At 61.1% G+C, this 26,177-nt stretch carries 25 protein-coding genes; 11 read left to right on the top strand and 14 right to left on the bottom strand.

All coding sequences use genetic code 11. The features are described 5' to 3' along the window. The first annotated feature begins 3 nt into the window (after positions 1-3). On the top strand, positions 4-624 hold the full coding sequence (locus PspCFBP13508_RS16490; protein WP_137215133.1) for a TetR/AcrR family transcriptional regulator: 621 nt from the start codon (positions 4-6) through the stop codon (positions 622-624). Between the two features lie 380 nt (positions 625-1,004). Here the strand turns inward: PspCFBP13508_RS16490 and PspCFBP13508_RS16485 are convergent, their stop codons facing one another. From PspCFBP13508_RS16485 to PspCFBP13508_RS16475, 3 genes are all read right to left on the bottom strand, one after another. Beyond that, a complete protein-coding gene (locus PspCFBP13508_RS16485; protein ID WP_137215132.1) occupies positions 1,005-1,910 on the bottom strand; it encodes a phasin family protein in 906 nt (301 codons plus the stop codon). Between the two features lie 10 nt (positions 1,911-1,920). Next, a complete protein-coding gene (locus PspCFBP13508_RS16480; RefSeq protein WP_016772067.1) occupies positions 1,921-2,343 on the bottom strand; it encodes a phasin family protein in 423 nt (140 codons plus the stop codon). Positions 2,344-2,573: 230 nt separating this feature from the next. Beyond that, a complete protein-coding gene (locus PspCFBP13508_RS16475) occupies positions 2,574-2,849 on the bottom strand; it encodes a polyhydroxyalkanoic acid system family protein (RefSeq protein ID WP_016772068.1) in 276 nt (91 codons plus the stop codon). A 154-nt stretch (positions 2,850-3,003) separates the two neighbouring features. Between PspCFBP13508_RS16475 and ubiE the strand changes: the two genes are divergently transcribed. From ubiE to PspCFBP13508_RS16425, 10 genes are all read left to right on the top strand, one after another. Continuing rightward, a complete protein-coding gene (gene ubiE / locus PspCFBP13508_RS16470; protein ID WP_016772069.1) occupies positions 3,004-3,774 on the top strand; it encodes a bifunctional demethylmenaquinone methyltransferase/2-methoxy-6-polyprenyl-1,4-benzoquinol methylase UbiE in 771 nt (256 codons plus the stop codon). Next, complete coding sequence (locus PspCFBP13508_RS16465; RefSeq protein ID WP_071174136.1) at positions 3,774-4,397, top strand: SCP2 domain-containing protein; 624 nt, start codon at positions 3,774-3,776, stop codon at positions 4,395-4,397. The genes ubiE and PspCFBP13508_RS16465 overlap by 1 nt, the downstream gene beginning before the upstream one ends. Beyond that, complete coding sequence (gene ubiB / locus PspCFBP13508_RS16460) at positions 4,394-5,998, top strand: ubiquinone biosynthesis regulatory protein kinase UbiB (protein WP_137215131.1); 1,605 nt, start codon at positions 4,394-4,396, stop codon at positions 5,996-5,998. Before PspCFBP13508_RS16465 ends, ubiB begins: the two co-directional genes overlap by 4 nt. Positions 5,999-6,118: 120 nt before the next feature. Then, positions 6,119-6,520 carry a phosphoribosyl-AMP cyclohydrolase gene (hisI, locus tag PspCFBP13508_RS16455; RefSeq protein ID WP_007899278.1) on the top strand — a complete coding sequence of 134 codons (402 nt, stop codon included), beginning with the start codon at positions 6,119-6,121 and terminating at the stop codon, positions 6,518-6,520. Then, positions 6,513-6,845, top strand: coding sequence for a phosphoribosyl-ATP diphosphatase (locus PspCFBP13508_RS16450; protein WP_007909355.1), 333 nt, complete (start codon positions 6,513-6,515; stop codon positions 6,843-6,845). The genes hisI and PspCFBP13508_RS16450 overlap by 8 nt, the downstream gene beginning before the upstream one ends. A 25-nt stretch (positions 6,846-6,870) precedes the next feature. Continuing rightward, a complete protein-coding gene (locus PspCFBP13508_RS16445; protein ID WP_073471591.1) occupies positions 6,871-7,152 on the top strand; it encodes a twin-arginine translocase TatA/TatE family subunit in 282 nt (93 codons plus the stop codon). Positions 7,153-7,162: 10 nt separating this feature from the next. Continuing rightward, positions 7,163-7,633 (top strand): Sec-independent protein translocase protein TatB, encoded by a 471-nt coding sequence (gene tatB / locus PspCFBP13508_RS16440; protein ID WP_137215130.1) that lies wholly within the window; start codon positions 7,163-7,165, stop codon positions 7,631-7,633. Further along, positions 7,630-8,421 (top strand): twin-arginine translocase subunit TatC, encoded by a 792-nt coding sequence (gene tatC / locus PspCFBP13508_RS16435; protein ID WP_016772075.1) that lies wholly within the window; start codon positions 7,630-7,632, stop codon positions 8,419-8,421. Before tatB ends, tatC begins: the two co-directional genes overlap by 4 nt. Further along, on the top strand, positions 8,418-9,125 hold the full coding sequence (locus PspCFBP13508_RS16430; RefSeq protein WP_130911789.1) for a 16S rRNA (uracil(1498)-N(3))-methyltransferase: 708 nt from the start codon (positions 8,418-8,420) through the stop codon (positions 9,123-9,125). The genes tatC and PspCFBP13508_RS16430 overlap by 4 nt, the downstream gene beginning before the upstream one ends. A gap of 236 nt (positions 9,126-9,361) precedes the next feature. Continuing rightward, positions 9,362-11,278 (top strand): methyl-accepting chemotaxis protein, encoded by a 1,917-nt coding sequence (locus PspCFBP13508_RS16425; RefSeq protein WP_137215129.1) that lies wholly within the window; start codon positions 9,362-9,364, stop codon positions 11,276-11,278. A 252-nt stretch (positions 11,279-11,530) separates the two neighbouring features. On the opposite strand, the gene mdoH is transcribed toward PspCFBP13508_RS16425, so the two are convergent. The 11 genes from mdoH to PspCFBP13508_RS16370 all read right to left on the bottom strand — a co-directional run bounded on the left by mdoH (position 11,531) and on the right by PspCFBP13508_RS16370 (position 26,114). After that, a complete protein-coding gene (gene mdoH, locus PspCFBP13508_RS16420) occupies positions 11,531-14,101 on the bottom strand; it encodes a glucans biosynthesis glucosyltransferase MdoH (protein ID WP_073471586.1) in 2,571 nt (856 codons plus the stop codon). After that, positions 14,094-15,875 carry a glucan biosynthesis protein G gene (locus PspCFBP13508_RS16415; protein ID WP_160768503.1) on the bottom strand — a complete coding sequence of 594 codons (1,782 nt, stop codon included), beginning with the start codon at positions 15,873-15,875 and terminating at the stop codon, positions 14,094-14,096. Before PspCFBP13508_RS16415 ends, mdoH begins: the two co-directional genes overlap by 8 nt. A 350-nt stretch (positions 15,876-16,225) precedes the next feature. After that, on the bottom strand, positions 16,226-16,663 hold the full coding sequence (gene dtd, locus PspCFBP13508_RS16410; RefSeq protein WP_137215128.1) for a D-aminoacyl-tRNA deacylase: 438 nt from the start codon (positions 16,661-16,663) through the stop codon (positions 16,226-16,228). Continuing rightward, positions 16,660-17,631, bottom strand: a complete 972-nt coding sequence (gene pip / locus PspCFBP13508_RS16405; RefSeq protein WP_024011249.1) for a prolyl aminopeptidase — start codon at positions 17,629-17,631, stop codon at positions 16,660-16,662. The genes dtd and pip overlap by 4 nt, the downstream gene beginning before the upstream one ends. 241 nt (positions 17,632-17,872) lie before the next feature. Further along, entirely contained in the window at positions 17,873-18,676 is an 804-nt protein-coding gene (hutG, locus tag PspCFBP13508_RS16400) for an N-formylglutamate deformylase (RefSeq protein ID WP_137215127.1), read from the bottom strand. 10 nt (positions 18,677-18,686) lie between these two features. Then, complete coding sequence (gene hutI, locus PspCFBP13508_RS16395) at positions 18,687-19,892, bottom strand: imidazolonepropionase (RefSeq protein WP_137215126.1); 1,206 nt, start codon at positions 19,890-19,892, stop codon at positions 18,687-18,689. A gap of 200 nt (positions 19,893-20,092) precedes the next feature. Beyond that, positions 20,093-21,625, bottom strand: a complete 1,533-nt coding sequence (gene hutH / locus PspCFBP13508_RS16390) for a histidine ammonia-lyase (RefSeq protein ID WP_137215125.1) — start codon at positions 21,623-21,625, stop codon at positions 20,093-20,095. 116 nt (positions 21,626-21,741) lie between these two features. Beyond that, positions 21,742-23,265, bottom strand: coding sequence for a histidine ammonia-lyase (hutH, locus tag PspCFBP13508_RS16385; protein WP_137215124.1), 1,524 nt, complete (start codon positions 23,263-23,265; stop codon positions 21,742-21,744). A 133-nt stretch (positions 23,266-23,398) separates the two neighbouring features. Further along, positions 23,399-24,229: a glycine betaine/L-proline ABC transporter ATP-binding protein gene (locus tag PspCFBP13508_RS16380; protein WP_137215123.1), complete on the bottom strand. Its 831-nt coding sequence runs from the start codon at positions 24,227-24,229 to the stop codon at positions 23,399-23,401. Next, complete coding sequence (locus PspCFBP13508_RS16375) at positions 24,226-25,077, bottom strand: proline/glycine betaine ABC transporter permease (RefSeq protein WP_016772087.1); 852 nt, start codon at positions 25,075-25,077, stop codon at positions 24,226-24,228. The genes PspCFBP13508_RS16380 and PspCFBP13508_RS16375 overlap by 4 nt, the downstream gene beginning before the upstream one ends. 68 nt (positions 25,078-25,145) lie before the next feature. Beyond that, on the bottom strand, positions 25,146-26,114 hold the full coding sequence (locus PspCFBP13508_RS16370) for an ABC transporter substrate-binding protein (protein ID WP_137215122.1): 969 nt from the start codon (positions 26,112-26,114) through the stop codon (positions 25,146-25,148). Between the last annotated feature and the right edge of the window lie 63 nt (positions 26,115-26,177).

Raw genomic sequence — 26,177 nt, 5'->3', positions numbered from 1 at the left:
TGGATGAAAACCCGCGACCGGATTCTCGAATGTGCACTGCAACTGTTCAACGAAAAGGGTGAGCCGAACGTTTCCACCATGGAGGTGGCCAACGAAATGGGGATCAGCCCGGGCAATCTTTACTACCACTTCCACGGTAAGGAACCGCTGATTCTCGGCCTGTTCGAACGCTTCCAGCACGAACTCGCCCCCCTGCTCGACCCGCCACCGGAGGTGGAGCTCGCACCGGAAGATTACTGGCTGTTTCTGCATTTGATCGTCGAGCGACTGGCGCAGTACCGGTTCCTGTTCCAGGACCTGTCGAACCTCGCCGGCCGTTTGCCGAAACTGGCCAAGGGAATTCGCAATCTGCTCAATGCATTGAAGAGAACTCTGGCCTCTCTGTTGGCGCGTCTGAAGGCTTCGGGGCAACTGGTCAGCGATACCCAGGCCTTGGGGCAACTGGTCGAGCAGGTGACCATGACGCTGCTGTTCTCGCTGGATTACCAGCGGATTCTGGATCGTGAGGGTGAGGTCAGGTTGGTGGTTTATCAGATCATGATGCTGGTGGCGCCGCATTTGTTGCCGCCGATGAAGGTGGCGACAGAGCGAATGGCGCTGCAATACCTTGAGGATCACGACTGACCCGAAAAGCCCTCACCCTAACCCTCTCCCGGAGGGAGAGGGGACTGATTGGGGGATGTTCGAGAGCTACGCCGACCTGAGCGAGCTTCGTTGAATCCATAATCGACTATCCGAAGATTACGGCTGACTCGAAAAGCCCCTCACCCTAGCCCTCTCCCGGAGGGAGAGGGGACTGACTGGGGGATGTTCGAGAGCTACGCCGACCTGAGCGAGCTTCCTTGAATCCATAATCGACTGTTTTTTTCAGGTCGGTGGATGTCTGGAGACAACGCGGTCGGCTCCCTCTCCTTGGGGAGAGGGCTGGGGTGAGGGGCCGCTTGGAATGCACAAACAAAAACGCCCGACCTTCACAGGCCGGGCGTTTTTGATTTGCCCTGCAATCAGGACTGACTGGATGGCGTCGACGGTGTCGATGCCGCAGTCGGAGTAGCTGCTGCCGTGGGTGCCGCAGCGGAGTTTGCCGCGTTGGCCGGAGCTGTTGGAGCAGTCGATGGTGCGGCGGCCGGTTTCGGCGCAGCGGCTTTCGGCGCAGCCAGTTTTTTCACTGCAGGCTTTTTCGCCGCAGCCGGTTTGGCCGCAGGCTTCGCAGCGGGTTTGGCAGCAGCGGTCTTCGCTGCTGGTTTGGCCGCTGGTTTCGCTGCAGCTTTAGTCGCAGGTTTTGCTGCTGCTTTGGTTGCCGGTTTCGCAGCGGCCTTGGCGGCAACCGGTTTGGCTGCCGCTTTGGCCGCAGGCTTGGCGGCTGCCGTTTTGGCCGCAGCTTTTGCAGCAGGTTTCGCCGCTGCTTTGGTCAGTGGCTTGGCTGCGGTTTTCGCCGCAGGTTTGGCCGCTGCAGTTTTAGTGGCAGGTTTCGCCGCAGCGGTTTTTGCCGCCACAGGCTGAGCTTTCAGACCGGTGAGTTTTTCGATCTGCTTGGTCAGCGTGTCGACCTTGGCGTTGAGCGCCTTCACCTCATTGCGGCTCGGCACACCCAGGCGCGAAATCGCGCTGTTCAGGCGCTTGTCGAACGCGCCTTCCAGCTCGTCCCACTTGCCCATGGCACGGTCTTTCACGCCGCTGATGCGCGACTTGGCCGAAGAGGTCGAGTCCTCGACTTTCTTGCCGACCGCAGTCTTGGTGAGCTTCTCGGCTTTCTCGCCGTCTTTGACCAATGCATCGAAGAGTTTGCTGCCGTCAGTGTCGATCTTCGAGTACACGCCTAAACCAGCCAGCCAGATTTTGCGGGAGTAGGACTCGACCTTCCCGACCCACGAGCTGCTTTCTTTATCGGTGTTCTTTTTGCCAGCCATCCCGTTCTCCTTAAGATTTTCGCGCGACGCGTTCGAGCAATGCCGTCAGCTCATCGAGCTTAGCAGAGAGTGCCTCAACGTCATGTTTAGACGGAATGCCGATCCGATTCAAGGCGCTGGCCACACGGTTGTCGAAGGCCTTCTCGACCTTGTCGAGCTGAACTTCAACGCGACCCTTGAACGAGCTGACCTGGGTGGCCGCGTCATCGATCTCGGCGTTGGCCGCGAGGAGTTTTTCGCTGACGGCTTTTTTGCCTTTCTTTTCAACGGTTTGACCGGCGGCCACGAGTTCTTGAAAGTACTCGCTGCCCTCCTGGCCGACCTTGGTGTAGGCGCCCAGGCCTGCCAGCCAGATCTTGCGGGCATAGGATTTGACGTCGCTCAGAGTGGAAGTCGGAGCGTCGATTTTTTTCTTCAAAATGACTTTGGCCATGGTGCACCTCACGCGCAGAAGGTTTGAGGAACTGCCGGACGAGTGTCGGGCTCAGGCACAAAGTAGGCAGAAAAATTAGAAAGGGCACCCTAACCAGCGGGAGCAACACAAAACAAATGTGGGAGCGAGCCTGCTCGCGAATGCGGTTTGTCAGTCACGGATAATTTGACTGAAAGACCGCTTTCGCGAGCAGGCTCGCTCCCACAGGGGACTTGATTTCAATCTGGAAATCAGGCGAGGGCTTTGTCTAGGGCCTTCTCGATCTCGGCTTTGATCATGCCGCTCATGGCCGACATCATCAGGCCCAGCTCGACGTCGACCCTGATCGAATCGTCCGCCACGTGCACTTCACCTTTCACGCCCGAGCGCTTGAGGTTCAGGGTGTCGCCCGACCATTGCGGCTCCAGGCCGTATTGTTCATTGAGCTTTTTGGCCAGTTTGTCGGCCTTTTCGCGGGCGGCGTCCTTGCCCAGGGTGTGGGCGCGCTCAACACTGATTTTGGCCATGGAATGACTCCTGATGATTGAATGGCTGACGTTGAATCTTGACCGCATCTGCGGCAAATCGTCCCGAAGGTTGCCCATCTTACCTTTAGCCATTCCAAGACAAAGCACGGCTTGGGGATTAGAATGTCGCGCATTCTCTTTTGGTGACAGCGATATGACTGATCAGCGCAAAGGCAGCGATGCCGAACCCACCACTCACTTCGGCTTCAAAAACGTTCCGGAAAGCCAGAAAGCGGAAAAAGTCGCTGAGGTTTTCCATTCCGTAGCCGCGAAATACGACCTGATGAACGACCTTCTGTCGGGCGGCATGCACCGTCTGTGGAAGCGTTTCGCGATCGAGCTTTCCGGCGTGCGCAGCGGCAACCGCGTGCTCGACATCGCCGGTGGCACCGGCGACCTGACCCGCAAGTTCTCGAACCTCGTCGGCCCGACCGGCCAGGTCGTGCTGGCCGACATCAACGAGTCGATGCTCAAGGTCGGCCGTGATCGTCTGCTCGATCTGGGCGTTGCCGGCAACGTCGAATTCGTCCAGGCCGACGCGGAAAAACTGCCGTTCCCGGACAACCATTTCGACTGCGTGACCATCGCCTTCGGCCTGCGCAACGTGACGCACAAAGAGGACGCGCTGCGTTCGATGCTGCGCGTGCTCAAGCCCGGCGGACGCCTGCTGGTACTGGAATTCTCCAAGCCGACCAACGCGCTGATGTCGAAAGCCTACGACGCCTACTCGTTCGCCTTCATGCCGCTGATGGGCAAGCTGATCACCAACGATTCGGAAAGCTATCGCTACCTGGCCGAATCGATCCGCATGCACCCGAATCAGGAAACCCTGAAGTCGATGATGGTCGAGGCCGGTTTCGACCGCGTGACCTATCACAACATGACCGCAGGCATCGTCGCCCTGCACCGCGGCATCAAACCCTGATGTTGCTCACCGGGCTGCTCGCCAGCGTCGAACTCGGCCTCAACCGGGTGCTGCGTCTCGACAGCACGGCGCTGCCGCGCCTGGCGCATTTGACCGGCAAGGTGATTGCCGTCGACTGCCGCAGCCCGGCGCTGCAACTGTTCATCCTGCCCAGCGACGAAGGCCTGATGCTGGCTGCGCAGTGGGCAGCGGACGTCGATTGCACGTTGCGTGCACCGGCCTCGAGCCTGGTGAAACTGGCCCTGAGCAAAGACAAGACCGCCGTGCTGCACGCACCGGAAGTCGAGCTCGATGGCGACAGCGGTGTGTTGCTGGAACTGGCCGGCGTGCTGCAGGATCTTGAGCTGGACTGGGAGTACGAACTCTCGCGCTGGCTCGGGCCGGTCGCCACGCAATTGCTCGGCGGCCATCTGCGCAGCCGCGCGCGCTGGTATCAACAAGGATTTGCCAGCCTCAACCAGAATCTTGCCGAATACCTCGCCGAAGAATCGCGCACCCTTGTCGGGCAACGCGAAGCGGAAGCGCGGTTCAGCGAACTGGACCGGATCAAACTTGATCTGGAACGACTCGAGGCGCGTTTCGAGCGCCTTTCCCGATCCCTCGACCCAAGCGATAACGCATGAAGCTGCTTGCCGTCCGCCGTCTGTTGCGCATCCAGCGCGTCGTGATCCGCTACCGCCTCGATGACCTGCTCTTCGATCTGCCACTGCCCTGGTTCCTTCTGGCCGTGCGCTTTTTGCTGCCGTGGCGCTGGCTGCCGCGCAAGCCGCTGGAGCTCAACCGTGGCGCGCGCTTGCGTCTGGCGTTGCAGGATCTGGGGCCGATCTTCATCAAGTTCGGGCAGATCCTTTCGACCCGCCGCGACCTGTTGCCGGAAGACATCGCCGATGAGCTGATGCTGCTGCAGGACCGCGTGCCGCCGTTCGATTCGCAGGTGTCGATCAAGCTGATCGAAGAACAGCTGGGCAAGAAAATCAGCGAAGTGTTCAGCCGTTTCGACGTCGCACCGCTGGCCTCGGCCTCGGTAGCGCAGGTGCATGCGGCGCAGCTCAAAAGCGGCGAAGAAGTGGTGGTGAAGGTCATTCGCCCGGGTCTGAAGCCGATCATCGCGCAGGATCTGGCATGGCTGTTCATCCTCGCCCGCGCGGCGGAAAAATTCTCCGCTGATGCGCGCCTGCTGCACCCGGTCGACGTGGTGCAGGATTACGAAAAGACCATTTACGACGAACTCGATCTGTTGCGCGAGGCGGCCAACGCCAGCCAGTTGCGCCGCAACTTCGAAGGCTCGCAGCTGCTTTATGTACCGCAAGTCTATTGGGACTGGTGCCGGCCGAAAGTGCTGGTGATGGAGCGCATCTACGGGATTCAGGTCACCGACCTGGCGACACTCGCCGACCAGCGCACCGACATGAAAATGCTCGCCGAGCGCGGCGTGGAGATTTTCTTCACTCAGGTGTTCCGCGACAGTTTCTTCCACGCCGACATGCACCCGGGCAACATCTTCGTCAGCACAGTCAATCCGTGGAGCCCGCAGTACATCGCGATCGACTGCGGCATCGTCGGCAGCCTGACCCCGGAAGACCAGGATTATCTGGCACGCAACCTGTTCGCTTTCTTCAAGCGTGACTACCGCCGTGTGGCGCAGTTGCACATCGATTCGGGCTGGGTGCCGGCGGAAACCAAACTCAACGAATTCGAAGCGGCGATCCGTACGGTGTGCGAACCGATCTTCGAAAAACCGTTAAAAGATATTTCATTTGGCCAGGTGCTGATGCGCCTGTTCCAGACCGCTCGCCGTTTCAACATGGAAGTGCAGCCGCAACTGGTGCTGTTGCAGAAGACCCTGCTGAACATCGAAGGCCTCGGGCGTCAGCTGTATCCGGATCTGGATCTATGGAACACCGCGCAGCCGTTTCTCGAGCGCTGGATGCGCGAACGCGTCAGCCCGAAAGCCTTGCTGGGCAACGTGCAGAGCCAGCTGGAGCAGATTCCGCACCTGTCGAACATGGCTCGCGATCTGCTCGAACGCATGTCGCAACCTCACGCCAAAGACCCTCCGCCGCCGTGGCGCAAACGCAAGGACGACTGGTTCCTGCGCCTGCTCGGCTGCGTGCATCTGGCCGGCGGCGCGATCCTCGCAGCGGGTGGTCCGTTGACCGAGTGGTCGCACTGGCCCGCCGGAATCATGATCGCGGTCGGTTTGTATCTGGTCGTTCGCCGATAGCACGATTGAGCTGCAAGTTATAAGCTGCGAGCTTCAAGCTTGACGCTACAGGCACACCGCAACGTGCGTTTACTTGCAGCTTGAAGCTTGAAACTCGAAGCTGCTTTTCAGGAATTGAAGATGAAAAACTGGCTGGACGAGATCAAGTGGGACGCTGACGGCCTGGTGCCGGCGATTGCCCAGGATCACAAGACCGGGCGCGTATTGATGATGGCCTGGATGAACCGCGAAGCGCTCGAACTGACCGCTGCGGAAAATCGTGCAATCTACTGGTCACGTTCCCGTGGCAAGCTGTGGCGCAAGGGCGAAGAATCCGGCCATGTGCAGACCCTGCATGAGATGCGCCTGGACTGTGACGCCGACGTGATCATCCTGATGGTTGAACAGATCGGCGACATCGCCTGCCACACCGGCCGGCAAAGCTGCTTTTACCGGGTCTTCGAAAACGGCGACTGGAAAACGGTCGACCCGGTACTGAAAGATCCGCACGCTATCTATTCCGCAGGACACACACATGAGTGACACCCTCACCCGTCTGGCCGAAGTGCTCGAAGAGCGCAAAGGCGCAGCCGCCGACAGCTCGTATGTCGCCAGCCTGTATCACAAGGGGCTGAACAAGATTCTGGAGAAAGTCGGCGAAGAGTCGGTCGAAACCATTATTGCCGCCAAGGATGCCGCCATCAGCGGCGATTGCAGTGATGTGATCTACGAGACCGCCGACCTGTGGTTCCACAGCATGGTCATGCTCGCCCAACTGGGGCAGCATCCGCAGGCCGTGCTGGATGAACTGGACCGTCGCTTCGGCCTGTCCGGACACGTCGAGAAAGCCTCGCGTCCGTCCGCCTGAACAACTTTTAGAGAGGAATCGCCACATGGGCATTTTTGACTGGAAACACTGGGTCGTCATTCTGATTGTCGTGGTGCTGGTATTCGGTACCAAGAAACTGAAAAACCTCGGCACCGACGTTGGCGAGTCGATCAAGGGTTTTCGCAAAGCCATGAACGACGACGAAAAACCGGCCGAACCAAACGTGACCCCGCCGGCCCAGCCTGTGCCACCGGTGCAGCCGCAAACCACTGCTCAGGCCAACCCGCCGCACACCATCGACGTGCAGGCGCAGAAAGTCGAAGAGCCGATCCGTAAAGACGTGTGAGCACTGACTAATGTTTGGTATCAGCTTCTCTGAACTGCTGCTCGTCGGCCTCGTCGCCCTGCTGGTGCTCGGCCCCGAGCGTCTGCCGGGCGCTGCGCGCACCGCCGGTCTGTGGGTCGGCCGCCTGAAGCGCAGCTTCAACGCGATCAAACAGGAAGTTGAACGTGAAATCGGTGCCGACGAGATCCGTCGGCAACTGCACAACGAACATATTCTGTCGCTGGAGCAAGAGGCGCGGAAGATTTTCAATCCGAACCAGCAGGAGCCGACGCCGGTCGAGCCTGTGGGCGAGCAGACGATTCACAGCGCTGCCGCTCCCACTGCACCTGCACCTGCACCTGCACCTGCACCTGCACCTGTTGTAACACCGCCAGGACCGGCGCCGGTTACCACAGACACATCGGTTGAACACGTAGCGCCCTCCGCCGCGCCGACTACACCAGCGCCTCAAGACCCTACACTGCCGCCGCGAGCCCCATGAGCGATCTTCCGGAAAACGACCAGCACATGCCGCTGGTTTCGCACCTCACCGAGTTGCGCACCCGCCTGCTGCGTTGCGTGGCGGCGATCTTCATTATCTTTGCCGGGCTGTTTGCGTTTACCCAGCAGATCTACACCTTCGTCTCGACGCCGCTGCGCCAGTACCTGCCGGTCGGCGCGACGATGATCGCCACAGACGTGTCGTCGCCGTTCCTGACGCCGCTGAAGCTGACGATGATGGTTTCGCTGTTCCTCGCGATTCCGGTGATCCTGCATCAGATCTGGGGCTTTATCGCGCCAGGCCTGTACAAGCATGAAAAACGCGTCGCGGTGCCGCTGCTGATCTCCAGCATTCTGCTGTTCTACATCGGCATGGCGTTCGCCTATTACTTCGTTTTTCCGCTGATCTTCAAGTTCTTCGCCGCTGCCACCCCGGCGGGCGTGGAAATGATGACCGACATCGCCAGCTACCTCGATTTCGTCATGACGCTGTTCTTCGCCTTCGGCGTGGCGTTCGAGATTCCGGTGGCGGTGGTGTTGCTGGTGTGGATCGGCGTGGTCGACGTCAAATACCTGAAGAAGATTCGCCCGTACGTGATCATCGGCTGCTTCGTGGTCGGCATGATCCTCACCCCGCCGGACATCTTCTCGCAGACCCTGCTGGCTGTGCCGATGTGGATGCTGTTCGAGATCGGCATTCTCTTCGGCGCGCTGGTCAGCAAGCGCGAACGCCCGGACGAAACGCCGGCCGACGACCACAACGACCAGCCGCCAGCGACCCAGGCATGAACCTGCTGCTGCTCGAAGAGGCCGACTTCATTGCGGCCGACCGCGTGATCCTGCGCGACCGGCGCCTTACGCACATGCAGGAAGTGCATCGTTCGGAAGTCGGCGACAGCCTGCGTGTGGGGCGCATCAACGAGTTGATGGGTTCGGCCGAGTTGCTGCGTCTGGAAGCCGGCGAAGCGGAGCTGCGCGTCAACCTCGATCAGCCGCCGCCGGCCAAACTGCCGCTGACCCTGGTGCTGGCCCTGCCCCGGCCGAAAATGCTCCGCCGCGTGTTCCAGACCGTCGCGACCATGGGTGTGGCCAAGGTGATTCTGGTCAACAGCTATCGCGTCGAAAAAAGCTTCTGGCAGACGCCGTTTCTGGAGCCGGAAGCGATTCGTGAGCAGTTGATCCTCGGTCTTGAACAGGCACGCGATACGGTGTTGCCGGAGATCGTCATCGAAAAGCGCTTCAAGCCTTTTGTTGAAGATCGCTTGCCGGCGATCGCCGAGGGCACCCTCGGCCTGGTAGGCCACCCCGGCAACTTCCCGCCCTGCCCGCGCGCCCTGAGCGAGCCAGTAACCCTGGCCATCGGCCCCGAGGGTGGCTGGATTCCCTACGAAATCGATCTGCTGGCCAAATCCGGCCTGCAACCGGTGCAACTGGGCGAGCGCATCCTGCGCGTCGAAACTGCCGTCACCGCCCTGCTTGCGCGCCTGTTCTAGCGCGACAGCGATCCTTGTAGGAGCTGTCGAGTGCAACGAGGCTGCGATCTTTTGACCTTGTTTTTTTAGAAGCAAAATCAAAAGATCGCAGCCTCGTTGCACTCGTCAGCTCCTACAAGCTCCTACAAGCTCCTACAAGCTCCTATGGGGCGCAGACAAGTGGCGTTACAGATTGCCATCACCCAGCCGATACAACCCCTATAAGTCCAATTTAGTGGTCCGAAGGGAGTGGTCGCATGTACCGTTGGTTAGCCGAGAGTCTTGGAAACGTCAGCGTCAAACGCAAGCTGGGCATCGGTTTCGGCCTGGTGCTGTTGCTGACGCTGTTGATCACTTTCACTGGCTGGACCGGCATGAGCGGCATCATCAGCCGTGGCGACAAGCTCGGCTTCATTTCCAGCCTCAACGAGCTGACCAAAGACCTGCGCCTGGCGCGCATGGACTACGACATGCGTCGTGGCGAACAGGGTCCGGGCGCGGTCAATGAATTGCTCAGCAAACTCGAAAGCGGTCTGCAATCGGCACGCGGCATGATCGAGCAGCCGTCAGATGTGGCGATGGTCGATCAACAACTTGCTGCGGTTGCCGAATACAAACGCGCCTTTGGCGAAATGACCCAGGCCACGGTGCAGCGTGAAGACGCGCGCAGCAAGCTTGGCGCCAACGCTGACAACGCGGTAGCCAAGGTTGGCGAAGTTGAAAGTGCGCTGCTGCAAGGCGACAGCGTCGCGCAATACAACGCAGTGATCGAAATGACCAAATTGCTCCAGCAAGCGCGCTATCAAGTGCGCGGCTACACCTACAGCGGCAAGGCCGACGCGGAGCAACCGGCGCTGACTGCCATCGACAACGCCCTGAAAAACCTCGAAAGCCTGCCGACCCGCGTGCCAGAGCAGCACATCGCCAACCTGCAGCAAGCCACCGACTCGCTCAAGGCCTACCGCGCCGCCGTCGCCCAATTCCGTGATTCGCAGGTCAAGAACACCGCCGCACTGGCGAACATGTCGGCTCAGGGCGACATCCTCATGTCGGCCAGCAAGAAGCTCACCGAATCGCAAACCGTGGTGCGCGACACCGACGCCGCCCACGCCAAGAACATGCTGCTGGTCGCCACTGCGCTGGCGCTGGCCTTCGGTCTGATTGCCGCCTGGGCGATCACCCGACAAATCATCATTCCGCTGACCCAGACCCTGAAAGTCGCCGAGCGCGTGGCGGCCGGTGACCTGACTCACAACCTGGTGTCCCTGCGTCGCGACGAACTCGGTCAATTGCAGCGCTCGATGCAGAGCATGACCCAAGGCCTGCGCGAGTTGATCGGCGGCATCAGCGACGGCGTCACGCAGATCGCCAGCGCCGCTGAGGAGCTTTCGGCGGTGACCGAGCAGACCAGCGCCGGGGTCAACAATCAGAAGGTCGAGACCGATCAGGTCGCCACCGCCATGAACGAAATGGCCGCCACCGTGCAGGAAGTCGCGCGCAACGCTGAAGAGGCCTCTGAAGCCGCTGTCGCCGCTGACCAACAGGCCCGTGAAGGCGACAAGGTCGTCGGCGAAGCGATCGCGCAGATCGAGCGTCTGGCGCTTGAGGTCGGCCATTCCACAGAAGCCATGGGCGAGCTCAAGCGCGAAAGCGACAAGATCGGCAGCGTCCTCGACGTCATCAAGTCGGTCGCCCAGCAAACCAACCTGCTGGCCCTCAACGCGGCCATCGAAGCCGCGCGTGCCGGGGAAGCCGGACGTGGTTTCGCCGTGGTTGCCGATGAAGTGCGCAGCCTCGCCCAACGCACGCAGAAGTCCACCGAAGAGATCGAAGAGCTGATCGTCGGCCTGCAAAACGGCACCCAGCAAGTGGCGACGATCATGGACAACAGCCGCAGCCTGACCGACAGCAGCGTCGAACTGACCCGGCGTGCGGGAGGTTCGCTGGAAAGCATTACCCGCACCGTGTCGGCGATCCAGGCGATGAACCAGCAGATCGCCGCAGCCGCCGAGCAGCAGAGCGCCGTGGCCGAAGAGATCAACCGCAGCGTGTTGAATGTGCGCGATGTGTCCGATCAGACCTCGGCGGCGAGTGAAGAGACCGCAGCGTCGAGTGTTGAACTGGCGCGACTGGGCACGCATCTGCAGATGCTGGTGGGCCGCTTCAAAGTCTGAGTTGATGCACAACCTCGGTTCGCCTGGAACCGAGGTGATGCCATTCGCGAGCAGGCTCGCTCCCACCTTGGAATGCGTTTCCCTGTGGGAGCGAGCCTGCTCGCGAAGGCAGCGGCGCGGTTTGCGCGTCGTAGGTAACGGGCGCGCCAATTTGGCGACGGATGCTATGCACTGGTTTTAGGTTTGATCGGTATTTGTTCGCAGCTCAACAGCGGACATAAAAAAACCCCGCTGATCAGCGGGGTTTTTTTATCAAGCCGGCTGAGCCTGCAAGCTCACCGGTCGCAGCGGCAGCAACGGCGCATGCGGATCGGCTTTCACCGAGGCGCGCCAGGCGTCCAGCCACTCGGCGTGACCTTCGGCCCAGACCTGCTCATGCAGACGTGCCAGTGCTACAGGGTCGCTGAGCAGTTGCAGGCGATCATGGTTGTTCAGCCCGGCCGGGCCGACCTTGATGGCGTGACGCACACGTTCCTGACGCAGCCACTCGATCGGCTCGGCCTGGCCGTGACGCGAGGTCGCCAGCGAGCACGCCAGGGCGTTCTGCTGTGGATCGACCACGGCGCGGACGAAGCCGTCGTTGAGGGCGTGATAACGGTTCTCGTGGGTGTACTGATCGGTTGCCAGCAAGGCCTGTGGCGGATTGTATTCCTCGGGGATGAGGAACAGGCTCTCGTCACGGGTCTTCAGACCAAGGCCGACACGGCTGGAGATCACCGATACCGGTATCGACAGCATCAGCGAACCGACGATCGGCACCAGCCACCAGAGGAAGCTCGGGTTCAGCCAGATCACCAGCAGCGCCCACAAGAAGCCCAGCAACGTCTGCGGACCGTGGCGCTTGACCGCTTCGCTCCACGGCGTCGAGTCGTCGTCACGCTGCGGCGAGTTCCAGGTCGCGGCCCAGCCGAGGAACGCGGCGAGGACGAAGCGGGTGTGGAAAATCATCCGCACCGGCGCCAGCAGCATGGAGAACAGCATCTCCAGCAGCATCGACAGGGTCACCTTGAACTTGCCGCCGAACTCTTTCGCGCCCTTGGCCCAGATCAGGATGATGCTCAACAGCTTCGGCAGGAACAGCAGCACGATGGTCGTCGAGAACAGCGCGATGGCCTTGTCCGGGTGCCATTGTGGCCACAGCGGATAGAGCTGGCGCGGTTCGAGGAAGTACTGCGGCTCCATCAGCGTGTTCACCGCCAGCAGCGCGGTCGACAACACCAGGAAGAAGAACCACAACGGCGCCGATAGGTAGGACATCACGCCAGTGAGGAACACCGCGCGGTGCACCGGGTGCATGCCTTTGACCAGGAACAGGCGGAAGTTCATCAGGTTGCCGTGGCACCAGCGACGGTCACGCTTGAGTTCGTCGAGCAGGTTTGGTGGCAGCTCTTCGTAACTGCCCGGCAAATCGTAGGCAATCCACACGCCCCAACCGGCACGGCGCATCAGCGCAGCTTCGACGAAGTCGTGGGAAAGGATCGCACCGGAAAACGCGCCCTTGCCCGGCAACGGCGCGAGGGCGCAGTGGTCGATGAACGGCTTCATGCGAATGATCGCGTTGTGACCCCAGTAGTGGGATTCACCCAACTGCCAGAAGTGCAGACCGGCAGTGAACAGCGGGCCATACACGCGGGTCGCAAACTGCTGCATGCGCGCATACAGGGTGTCCATGCCCGAGGCACGCGGCGCGGTCTGGATGATCCCGGCGTCCGGCGTGGCTTCCATCAGACGTACCAGACTGGTCAGGCACTCGCCGCTCATCACCGAGTCGGCGTCGAGCACGACCATGTACTTGTAGTCACCACCCCAACGACGGCAGAAGTCGTCGAGGTTGCCGCTCTTGCGCTTCACGCGACGGCGGCGACGGCGATAGAAGATCTTGCCGAAGCCCTTGGCCTCGCGGCAGACATCCAGCCAGGCCTGTTGCTCGGCGACGCAGATATCGGTGTCGTTACTGTCGCTGAGGACAAAAAAGTCGAAGCGATCCAGATCACCGGTGGCCGCTACCGATTCGAACGTCGCACGCAGACCGGCGAATACACGCGGTACGTCTTCGTTGCAGATCGGCATCACCAGCGCAGTACGCGCATCTTTCGGAATCGGCTCGTTACCGGCGCTTTTCCCGGAGATACGGTATTTATCGTGGCCGGTGAGCAGCTCGAGGAAGCCCATCAGCGCGGTCCAGAAGCCGGCCGAGACCCAGCAGAACAGAATCCCGAACAGAATCAGGATGCTGGTTTGCAGCGCGTACGGCAGCACTTGCGTGGCGGTTTGCAGCAGCGGCTGATGCAGGACTTCTTCCAGATCGACGAACGACCAGCCCTGGTACGGCATGATGCCTTTCATGTACCAGCCGGCAACGATGGTCTGACCGAGCATCAGCAGCAACAGAATGTAGCGGCGGATCGAACCGACGGTGCGCCAGCGCGCGGCCGGCAGGACATTGGCGTCCTTCGGCGGCTGCGGCGGGTTGGTGCGACCGGTCAGACGGCGCCAGCCACGCACCAGAATATTGGTGCGCCATGGCTCCGGCACGACCTTGGTGCGGCGGATCGGCGGGGTCGCCTTGAGGCTGACCCGACCACTGGCGTCGAGCACCAGCATTTCCGCTTCAGCGAGTTCTTCGGCAGTGCTCAGGGTCAGACGCTTGCCCACCGAAGCCTGGGCGGCTTCGGCAGGAGCGTCGAATGTCGAGGACGACAGGCGTTCATGCAGCTCGCTGAACGACTGGCAACCCGCGAGTTCCGCGCGTTGCTCGTCGGTCATCGGCAGATGCGCCAGATACTCGGACAGAGTCTCTGGCTGTACTGGTGAATTACTCATCGGCAGGCAACTGATAGCTCCAGGTCTCGGTCAGGACTTCTTCAGTCGGCGCCGATTCCGGTGTGGCTGGGGCCGCGTCGGCAGCGACTGGCTGCTTGGCGTCTTTGTTGGCCTTGTCCTTGGCGTCGGCTGCAGGCTTGGCTTCAGCCTGTTTGGCTTCGGCGGCCTTGGCTTCCTTGTCGAGTTTTTCCTGTTGCTTGGCGGCAACCTTGTCAGCCTTGGCGACCGACGAATTGGACGCCGGCACCGATTTGCCCAGATCTGCGGTGACTACCGGCTGAACCAGGGCGGCGCGCATCTCGGTCGCTTTGCTCGGGTCCTTGATCTTCATCCGCAGGGTCAAGCGCCAGCCCTTGGTTTCCGGGTTGTAGCGCACGCTGTTCTCGACCAGTTCGGCGTTGTCACCGACGCTGACCTGACTGCGCACGTCGGCATCCGGCGTCAGGGCCGCCAGCGACGGGCCTTCGAAGTCGACCAGATAGGCCACGCTGCCATCGGGCTGACGGATCAGGTTCGATTGCTTGACGTCACCGGTCGAACGCAGGGTCTGTGCCACCCAGGCACTGTCCGGCGCGTGGAGTGCTGCTTCGTCCATGGTCCAGTGCATGCGGTAGGCGAAGTCCAGCGGCTGGCCTGGCTCCGGCATTTTTTCCGGGCTCCAGAACGCAACGATGTTGTCGTTGGTTTCGTCAGCGGTCGGAATCTCTACCAGATCGACAGTACCCTTGCCCCACTCGCCCTTCGGCTCGATCCAGGCGCTTGGGCGCTTGTCGTAGCGGTCGTCGAGGTCTTCGTAGTGGCTGAAGTCACGGCCACGCTGCAGCAGACCGAAACCACGTGGGTTCTCGACGCTGAAGTTGCTCACGGCCAGGTGTTTCGGGTTATTTAGTGGGCGCCAGATCCACTCGCCGTTGCCGGCATGGATCGACAGACCGCTGGAGTCGTGCAGTTCACGACGGTAGTTGAGCACTTTCGACGGCTGGTTGGCGCCGAACAGGAACATGCTGGTCAGCGGCGCGATACCCAGTTTGCCGACCTTGTCACGCAGGAACATCTGCGCCTTGACGTCGACGATGGTGTCGCTGCCAGGACGCAGGATCAAACGGTAGGCACCGGTGGCGCGCGGCGAATCGAGCAGGGCAAAGATCACCAGGTGCTTGTCGCCTGGCTTGGGCTGCTGAATCCAGAACTCGCGGAAACGCGGGAATTCTTCACCCGACGGCAGCGCGGTATCGATCGCCAGACCACGGGCCGACAGACCGTAGGTGTGGCCCTTGCCAACGACGCGGAAGTAACTCGCGCCGAGCATGGTCATGATCTCGTCTTGCTTGTCGGCCTTGTTGATCGGGTACAGCACACGGAAGCCGGCGTAGCCCAATTGCTCGGTGGCTTTCGGATCGAATTTCAGATCGCCGAAATCGAAGCGGCTCGGATCATATTTGATTTCCGAGACGGTGTTTGCGGTGATTTCGTTGATTTTCACCGGCGTATCGAAATGCATACCCTGGTGATAGAAGGAGAGCTTGAACGGCGTCTTCTGATCGGCCCACTCAGCCTTTTCGGTGAGGAAGCGGATCTTCTGGTAGTCCGCGAACTTCATTTCGCGGAATTCGTTCGGCAGGTTGCTGCGCGGGGCTTCGAACTTCTGCCCGGCCAGCTCTTTGGCCTTGGCCGATACGTCGTCAAGATTGAACGCCCAAAGCTGACCGGCGCTGAGCAGGCACAGGAGCGCCGAACCCGCTACCAGAGCACTTCGCATGCGTTTGGCAGACATTTTTGCTGCATTACAGGGACTAACAATCACGAGCAACCCTCGCCGAAAACAGATCAATAAACCAACGGCCAGATGAAGTGCCTTTAGGGTTTTCGGCAATGAAAAACCGACCTTTCAGGGCACCCTTGCCAAGTTGGCGAGCATTGTTCCGACTCCGCCGGGGCAAAATGATTCCCCAATCGGATCCAGACAAGTCTCTACCTAAGTCAAAACGGATCAACGAATGTCGATCCCCGCAGCGCGCGATTATCTAGTAGCCCGGATGACAACGCATCAGGGGTAACAAAGTATTTATCGCGAAAACAGCCTAAAAACAGTCGAAATTACCGAAAAAGGTGTTTCAGGCACTGTCAGGTCTGTAACAAAAAGGTAACCGGGCCATCGTTGACCAGGTGCACCTGCATATCGGCGCCGAATCTACCTGATGCCACAGTGCCATGCATCTGTTTCGCCTGGCTTAATAAATAGTCGAACAGTTCTTCACCCAGCGCCGGCGGTGCGGCCGTGGAAAAGCTCGGACGCAGGCCGCTTTTGGTGTCGGCGGCGAGGGTGAACTGAGAGACCAGCAGCAACCCGCCACCCACATCCGCCAAGGACAGATTCATCTTGCCCTCGGCGTCACTGAATACCCGATAGTTAAGCAGCTTATGCAGAAGTTTGTCGGCGCTGGTACGCGTGTCGTCGGGTTCTACCGCCACCAGCACCAGCAAACCCTGATCGACCGCGCCGACTATTTCGCCGGCGACCTCCACCCGCGCACCGCGTACGCGTTGCAACAGCGCCTTCATGCTTCTTCGAGCGGCAGGTCGAGCAGGCGCTGGGCCATTTTGCTCGCGGCGCGCACCAGCGCATCGGTGATGCCCGGCTCGGACGCGGCGTGGCCGGCGTCGCGGATCACCTGCAATTCGCTGTTGGGCCAGGCCTGGTGCAATTCCCAGGCGTTGTCGAGCGGGCAGATCACGTCGTAGCGACCGTGAATGATCACGCCGGGCAGATGAGCGATCTTGCCCATGTCGCGGATCAACTGGTTCGGCTCAAGGAAGGCGTTGTTGGTGAAGTAGTGGCATTCGATCCGCGCAATCGACAGCGCGCGTTGCGGCTCGGAGAAACGATCGACCACCAGCGGGTTCGGGCGCAGGGTCGCGGTGCGCCCTTCCCAGGTCGACCACGCCTTCGCCGCATGCATCTGGGCGATCTGATCGTTGCCGATCAGGCGTTTGTGGAAAGCGTTGAGCAGGTCGTCGCGCTCGTCCAGCGGGATCGGCGCGATGTAGTCCTGCCAGTAATCGGGGAACAGACGGCTGGCGCCGGCCTGATAGAACCATTCGATTTCCTGCGGACGGCAGAGAAAGATCCCGCGCAGAATCAGACCATGGACCCGCTCCGGGTGGGTTTGCGCGTAGGCCAGCGCCAGGGTCGAACCCCACGAGCCGCCGAACAGCACCCATTTTTCAATGCCAAGGTGTTTGCGGATGCGCTCAAGGTCTTCGACCAGATCCCAGGTGGTGTTGTTTTCCAGGCTGGCGTGCGGCGTCGAGCGACCGCAGCCGCGCTGGTCGAAGGTGACGATGCGATACAGATTCGGATCGAAATAGCGTCGGCTCTGGGCGTCGCAGCCGGCGCCGGGGCCACCGTGGATGAACACCACCGGTAAACCCTCCGGCGAGCCGCTTTCATCGACGTACAGCGTATGGGTGTCATCGACAGCCAGATCGTGCCGGGCGTGGGGTTTGATCTGCGGAAACAAAGTCTGCATTGCGCGCTCCGTAAGGGGTCGAGGTCATCCCTGGGGGGACTCGTATTATTCTGCCGTTGGGCATCATAAACCCGATTTGCGTCAATGAGCATGCCTGTGCGCTGTCACCGTTTGTCAGCCATCACCCTCACGGGCTGAACGCGATCCTGTGGGAGCGAGCCTGCTCGCGAACGCGGTGTGTCATTCGGCCTGGTTGTCGGCTGAACGGACGCCTTCGCGAGCAAGCTCGCTCCCACAGGGGTTAGGCGCTGTAGTGAGATTTTGCCCAGGCCAGATAGCCCTGCAGCAATTCCCTGAGCACCACCCGCGTCGGTTCGGCCAGGTCGGCGCGGTAGCGGAACGGTTCGAACTCTTCCATGTAGGTGGACTGGCACAGTTCCAGCTGCACGGCGTGGATGTTCTGCGCCGGGTCGCCGTATTGGCGGGTGATGTGTCCGCCCTTGAAGCGACCGTTGAGCACATGGGTGAACTGCTCGTGCTGCGCGCAGATGGCTTCCAGTTGACTGGCCAGTTGCGCATCACAACTGGCGCCATTGAAGGTGCCGAGGTTGAAGTCCGGCAGTTTGCCGTCGAACAGGTGCGGAATGATCGAGCGGATCGAGTGCGCATCGAACAACAGCGCGTAGCCGAATTCGGCTTTCAGTCGCGCCAGCTCTTGCTGCAAGGTGCGGTGATACGGCGTCCAGATCTGCTCCAGGTAAGTCGCGCGCTCCTCTTTCGACGGTTCCAGACCTTCCTGAAACAACGGAATGCCGTCGAACAACGTCGCCGGATACAACCCGGTGGTCGCCCCGGCATACAACGGCTTGTCGTCGGACGGCCGGTTGAGGTCGATGACGAAACGCGAATACTCGGCGGCCAAGGTGCTGGCGCCCAGCTCCTCGGCAAAGTCGTAGAGCTGCGGGATATGCCAGTCGGTGTCCGGCAGGCTTTTCGCCGCGGGGATCAGCCCGGCCTCGACCGCCGGGGTCAGACGCACGCCCGCATGGGGCATGCTGATCAGCAGCGGCACGCGGCCTTGTTTGAAACTCAGAACCTTGTCCACAACCGCCCTCCTATAAATTCGATTCAACGCCGTGACGCACGATGCGCTTGTCCAGATCGCCACCGAGCCAATAGGCCAGATCCGCCGGACGCTCGATGTCCCACGCCACGAAATCAGCGATTTTGCCGACCTCCAGCGAGCCATGGGTCTGCGCCATGCCCAGCGCCTGCGCGGCATGGATGGTCGCCCCGGCCAGAGCTTCTTCCGGGGTCATGCGGAAACAGGTGCAGGCCATGTTCAGCATCAGACGCAACGACAGCGCCGGCGAGGTGCCGGGGTTGAGGTCGCTGGCGATGGCGATCTTCACCTTGTGTTTGCGCAGCGCGTCCATCGGCGGCAATTGGGTTTCGCGCAGGAAGTAGAACGCGCCCGGCAGCAGCACGGCGACGGTGTCGGCAGCGGCCATGGCGATGGCATCGTCCTCGTCCATGAACTCCAGGTGATCGGCGGACAAGGCTTTGTAACGAGCGGCGAGGCTGGAGCCGTGCAGCGAGGACAATTGCTCAGCGTGGAGTTTCACCGGCAGACCGAGTTTTTGCGCGGCGACGAACACCCGCTCGACCTGCTCCGGCGAAAACGCCAGGTATTCGCAGAACGCGTCCACGGCGTCGACCAGACCTTCGGCGGCAAGGGCCGGGAGCATCTGTTCGCAGACCAGATCGATGTATTCGTCGGCGCGATCCTTGTACTCCGGCGGCAAGGCGTGCGCCGCCAGGCAAGTGCTGCGCACGCTGATCGGCAGCTCTTCCGCCAAGCGCCGGATGACCCGCAGCAGCTTGCGCTCGTTGGCCAGATCGAGACCGTAGCCGGATTTCATTTCCACAGTGGTCACGCCGTCGCGCATCAGGCGTTTCAGACGTTTGGCGGCGCTGGCGAACAACTCGTCCTCAGTGGCTTCGCGAGTGGCGCGCACGGTGCTGGCGATGCCGCCGCCCTGCGCGGCGATCTCGGCATAGCTGACGCCTTGCAGACGCCGCTCGAACTCGCCGCTGCGGTTGCCGCCGAACACGGTGTGGGTGTGGCAGTCGATCAGCCCGGGCGTGACCCACGCGCCTTGCAGGTCATTGACCGCCGGGTATTCGCCGGACGGCAATTGAGTGCGTGGGCCGATCCACTCGATCAGCGAGCCGGACGTCACGATCGCGGCATCCTCGATGATCGAATAGGCGCCGTTGGCCATGGTTGCGACGTGGCAGTGTTGCCAGAGGGTTTTCACTGTTGGCCTCCGTTTGGGTTTGTATGGTGAGCAGCCTCAAAAGCCCCTCACCCTAGCCCTCTCCCAGAGGGAGAGGGGACTGACCGTGTTGTTCTGTCGAGCTACATCGACCTGAGAGTCTTGAGCCGAACTCAGGTCTTGAAACTCGCAGAGATCGGCTCCCTCTCCCTCCGGGAGAGGGCTGGGGTGAGGGCTGGTTTTTACAGGCTCGGCAAAAGCTTCGCCGGCACCAGCTCTGTCAAACACCGCGACGCCAGCAATTGCGTCGCCGCATTGATGTCCGGGGCAAAGAAGCGGTCCTTCTCATAAAACGGCACTTCCCTGCGCAAAATCGCCCGTGCCTGTTCCAGCTTCGGCGAGGTCTTCAGACCGTTGCGCAGATCCAGCCCCTGCACCGCCGCCAGCCATTCCACCGCAAGAATCCCGCGAGTGTTTTCAGCCATTTCCCACAGACGCTTGCCGGCTGCCGGGGCCATCGATACGTGATCTTCCTGGTTGGCCGAGGTCGGCAGGCTGTCCACCGAATGTGGATGGGACAACGCCTTGTTTTCGCTGGCCAACGCCGCAGCGGTGACCTGGGCGATCATGAAACCGGAGTTCACCCCGCCATTGGCCACCAGGAACGGCGGCAGTTGCGACATGTGCTTGTCCATCATCAGCGAGATGCGCCGCTCGCTCAGCGAGCCGATTTCAGCGATGGCCAGGGCCATGTTGTCAGCGGCCATGGCCACCGGTTCGGCGTGGAAGTTGCCGCCGGAAATCACGTCGCCTTCGGCGGCGAATACCAGCGGGTTGTCGGAAACTGCGTTGGCTTCCACCGCCAGCACTTCAGCGGCCTGGCGGAACTGGGTCAGGCAGGCGCCCATGACTTGCGGCTGGCAGCGCAGCGAGTACGGGTCTTGGACCTTGTCGCAATTCTGGTGCGAGGCGGAGACTTCGCTGCGCTCACCGAGCAGATCGCGGTAGGCCGCAGCGGCATCGATCTGCCCTTTCTGCCCACGTGCGGCATGAATGCGCGCGTCGAACGGCGAGCGCGAACCGAGCACGGCTTCAACAGTAAGACTGCCCAGCGCCACTGCACCGGCAAACAGATCCTCGCCTTCGAACAAACCGCGCAGGGCAAACGCCGTGGAAACCTGGGTACCGTTGAGCAGCGCCAGACCTTCTTTAGCCGCTAACGTCAGCGGCGCCAGGCCGGCGATTTTCAGCGCTTCGGTGGCTTCAAGCCATTCGCCCTTGTAGCGGGCCTTGCCCTCGCCCAGCAGCACCAGCGACATGTGCGCCAACGGCGCCAGATCCCCCGACGCACCAACCGAACCTTTCAACGGAATGTGCGGATAGACCTCGGCATTGATCAGCGCGATCAGCGCATCGATCACCTGCCGACGGATCCCGGAAAAACCGCGGCTGAGGCTGTTGACCTTGAGCACCATGATCAGTCGCACCAGCTCATCGCTGATCGGCTGGCCGACCCCGGCAGCGTGCGAGAGCACCAGCGAACGCTGGAGGTTTTCCAGATCTTCGCTGGCGATGCGCGTCGAGGCCAACAAGCCGAAACCGGTGTTGATGCCGTAGGCGGTGCGGTTCTCGGCGAGGATCTGTTCGACGCAGGCGACGCTGGCCTCGATCTGCGCACTGGCGCTGTTGTCGAGAGTCAAGGTGACCGGGTTCTGGTAGACGTCACGCAGTTGGGCCAGGCTCAGTTGGCCGGGGATCAGGTTCAGCGCAGTCATTAAAATGCTCCTGTTAGGCATTGTTATTAACTACCAGTCGCTCCGGAGCATTCCGTTATCCGTCGTTTCTCGTCTTGTGAACGATCCACGCCTTGGCACGCTGGTATGGGTAGTTGTCAGTGCAAATTCGGTAGGACGTTGTGCGGCAGATTCGGGTCTTTCAACACGGTCGCAGCGGCAGCGATATCCGGCGCCAGCCAGCGATCCTGATCGTAGGCCGGGACCGTTTCGCGTAGCAGGCGCCAGGCGACATCTGTGCCGACGCCAAAGCGCTGCTCCTTGAGGAATTCAAACGCCTGCGCCGCCAGCAGATATTCAATCGCGAGGATCTGTGTGCAGTTTTCCAGCGCACGATGCAGCTTCAGCGCGGCGTTGGTGCCCATGCTCAGGTGATCTTCCTGCAGGCCCGAGGTGATGTAGTTGTCGAGCACCGCCGGTTGCGCCAATTGACGGTTCTCCGCACACAGCGATGCGGCGACGTATTGCACGATCATCATCCCCGAGTTGACCCCGGGATTGGCCACCAGAAACGCCGGCAGACCGCTGACGTGCGGATTGACCAAACGGTCGAGACGGCGCTCGGCAATCGAGCCGATTTCGGCCATGGCAATCGCCAGCAGATCCGCCGCCATCGCCACGGATTGACCGTGCGGGTTGGCCTGCGACATCACCCGAAAATTGTCCGGCGTGCCCAGCAGTAACGGGTTATCAGTGCAGCCGTTCAGCTCCGCTTCGACCTGTTTGATCGCATGCTCCAGTTGATCACGCGCGGTGCCGTGGACCTGCGGGATCGAACGAATGCTCAGCGCGTCCTGAGTGCGAATGCCTTTGCTCGCGGCGATCACTTCGCTGCCATCGAGCAAGGCGCGCAGATTGATGCCGACCTGCTGCATTCCGGGATGCGGCTTGAGCGCGATGATCTCGGCATCGAACGCATCGATCTGGCCGCGCTGGGCTTCGAAACTCATCGCACCGATGACATCGGCCCATTGCAGCAGCCGCGTGGCATCGGCGATCGCCAGGCAACTGAGGCCGGTCATGCACGGCGTGCCGTTGACCAGACACAAGCCATCCTTCGCGCCGAGCTGCACTGGTTGCAGGCCTTCTTCGGCCAGCGCCTGTTGCGCCGAAATGATCCGCCCGCGATAGCTGACATTGCCAACGCCCAGCAGCGCGATGCCGATGTGCGCCATGTGCGTCAGGTAACCCACCGAACCCTGCGACGGCACCTGCGGGGTGATGCCGCGATTGAGCAGCGCCAGCAGCCCTTCGACCACACGCCGATGCAGGCCGGATTTGCCGTGGCTGTAGTTGTGGATCGCGGCGCAGATGATCGCGCGGGTCTGCTCGTCGCTGAGCACCGGGCCGACACCGCAGGCATGGCTGAGCAGGGTGTTGCGCGAGAGTTGGCTGAGCTGTTCGTCTTGCAGCGAAACGTTGGACAGACCGCCCAGACCGGTGTTGACGCCATAGGCACGCTCGCCGCTGGCGACGATGCGCTGAACAATGGCCTGAGCGTTGTCGATGCGCGCCCATGTGTCGCTGGACAGTTCCAGCAGCGCACCGTGACGGGCGACGGCGACCACGTCCTGCCAATGCAGAGGCGCACCGGTGATGATGATTTTTTCAGCCTGGGACATCTTTAACCTCATCCAAATATCGATGCAGCTTCACCGCCGCCTTCGCGAGCAGGCTCGCTCCCACAGGGGACCGCATTCCAGGGTGGGAGCGAGCCTGCTCGCGAAGAGACCCGCCCAGCCACCACAAATCTACCTAGACCACCGCCGCCCGCCGCTGCACAAACCGGTCAACGTACTCATCCGCCGGCGAGTGCAGGATCTCTCTTGGCGTACCCACCTGGATCAACCGGCCATCCTTGAGAATCGCGATGCGATTGCCGATGCGCACGGCTTCGTCGAGGTCGTGGGTGATGAAGACGATGGTTTTGTGCAGGGTCTTTTGCAGTTCCAGCAACTGGTCCTGCATTTCGGCGCGGATCAGCGGATCCAGCGCACTGAATGCTTCATCCATCAGGATGATGTCGGTGTCCGCCGCCAACGCACGGGCGAGGCCGACGCGCTGACGCATGCCGCCGGAGAGCTGGTGCGGGTATTTGTTTTCGTAGCCTTTGAGGCCGACGGTGTTGATCCAGTGCAGCGCGCGTTCGGCGCAGACCTGCTTGCTCTCGCCGCGCACTTTCAGGCCGTAGGCGACGTTGTCGAGCACGGTCTTGTGCGGCAGCAGGCCGAAGCTCTGGAACACCATGCTGATCTTGTGCCGACGAAATTCGCGCAGGGCTTCCATGTCGTACTGCAGGATGTCCTCACCATCGACCAGAATCGCCCCGCTGGTCGGATCGATCAGGCGATTGAAGTGGCGCACCAGGGTGGATTTGCCCGAACCGGACAGGCCCATGATCACAAAGATTTCGCCGGTGCCGATACTCAGCGACAAGTCGTTCACGCCGACCACGCAACCGGTTTCGCTGAGCACCTGATCCTTGCTCTTGCCCTGGCCGACCATGGCCAGCGCATGCTTGGCGCGGTTGCCGAAAATCTTGAAGACGTTGCGCACTTCGATCTTGCTCACGCTTGCATTGCTCATTTGCTCACCTCGTGGCGTGGCCGACCGTACGCTTGAGTGATGCGGTCGATGACCACCGCGAGAATCACGATCGCCAGCCCGGCTTCGAGACCACGGCCGACGTTGAGGGTCTGAATCCCCACCAGTACGTCTTCACCGAGGCCACGGGCGCCGATCATCGAGGCGATGACCACCATCGACAGGGCCATCATCGTGGTCTGGTTGATCCCGGCCATGATGCTCGGCAGCGCCAGCGGCAGTTGCACGCCAAACAGTTGCTGCCAGCGGTTGGCGCCGAAGGCGTTGATCGCCTCCATGACTTCGCCGTCGACTTGGCGAATGCCCAGATCGGTCAAGCGAATCAGCGGCGGCGCGGCGTAAATCACCGTGGCGAAAATCGCCGGCACCTTGCCCAGGCCGAACAGCATCAGCACCGGAATCAGGTACACGAAACTCGGCATGGTCTGCATGATGTCGAGCAGCGGCATCAGCACCGAACGCAGGCGATTGCTGCGCGCCGAGAGGATCCCCAGCGGAATGCCGATCAGCACCGAAATGATCGTCGCGACCATCATCAGCGCCAGGGTCTGCATAAGCTTGTCCCAGAGGCCAACCGCACCCACCAGAAACAGCAAGCCGACAATCACGGCGGTGGTGACGACTTTGCGCGTGGCGTGCCAGGCGATGACACCGACGATTGCCAGCATCAACCACCACGGCGCCGCACGCAGCAAACCTTCGAGACTGACGATGGCCCACAGCAGCGTGTCGGAGATATGCCGGAACACGTCGCCGTAGTTGGTCACCAGCGAATCGACCCAACCGTTGACCCAGTCGGCGATGGAAAAGGTAAAGCTTTCGGGAAACATAAGGGACTCTCAATCAAGGGGTTGCGATCAAGCGTCCGGCTGCCGTGCTGGCAGCCGGGAAACCTGACCTACAAGGCCGCGTCGATTTTCTTGGCTGCGTCGTCGCTCACCCATGCGTGCCAGACTTCAGGATGTTCCTTGAGGAAGATTTTCGCCAGTTTTGCCGACTCGATACGTTCCTTGGCCATGCGCCCGAGGTTCTGATTGAGCAGGTCGATCGGCAGGTTGACCTTTTCCAGCACGGCGACCAGTTCCGGGGCTTCGTCGTGGAAGGTTTTCGACAGGCCGACTTTGATGCTGACGGTCTTGTCGACGCCGGGTTTCTCTTCCAGTTTGACCGCGTCGATCTGGCCCATCAGCGGCGTCGGCGACCAGTAATAGAAGAGGATCGGCTCGCCGCGCTTGTAGCTCGACAGCACTGCCGCATCCAGCGCGGGGCCTGTGCCCGGACGGAAGTTGGTGTAGCTGTTTTCCAGGCCGTAGCTCTTGAGCATTTCGCTGTTGTCGAGCTCGCAGGTCCAGCCGGCCGGGCAATTGTAGAAGCGGCCCTTGGACGGCTCTTCGGCGTCCTTGAACACGGCGGAATACTTGCCCAGGTCAGCGATGTTTTTCAGGTCCGGGGCTTTCGCCTCGAGCTTGCGCTTGGCGTCGCCTTCGATCACATAGCGCGGCACGTACCAGCCCTCGATCGCGCCCACTACCGGCGCGCCGACACCGACGACCTTGCCGGCCTTCTCGGCCTTGTTCCAGACCTCGCTGCGGCCGACCCACTCTTCGGCAAACACTTGAATATCGTTACTGCTCAGGGCGTTTTCCATGGTGATGGAATTGCCCGGCAGGCTGTCGGTCTTGCAGCCGTAACCTTTCTCCAGCACCACTTGCATAACGTCGGTCAGGAGCATGCCGCTTTCCCAGTTCAGCCCGGCGAATTTCACCGGCTTACCCGATTCGCACCAGCCGGCGGCTTGCGTCGCACCGGCACTGGCCAACAGGCCCATGGACAGCAATGTGGTCAGCAGGGTCTTGTTCGATTTCATTGTCGTGACGCTCCTAATCATGAATGGGCTTACGGCAGTTCAAGAGGCATCCAGCCTGGTCCA

This window comes from Pseudomonas sp. CFBP13508 (assembly GCF_005233515.1).
Classification (GTDB): Bacteria; Pseudomonadota; Gammaproteobacteria; order Pseudomonadales; family Pseudomonadaceae; genus Aquipseudomonas; species Aquipseudomonas mercuritolerans.
This window is presented reverse-complemented; position numbering and strand designations above follow the sequence as displayed.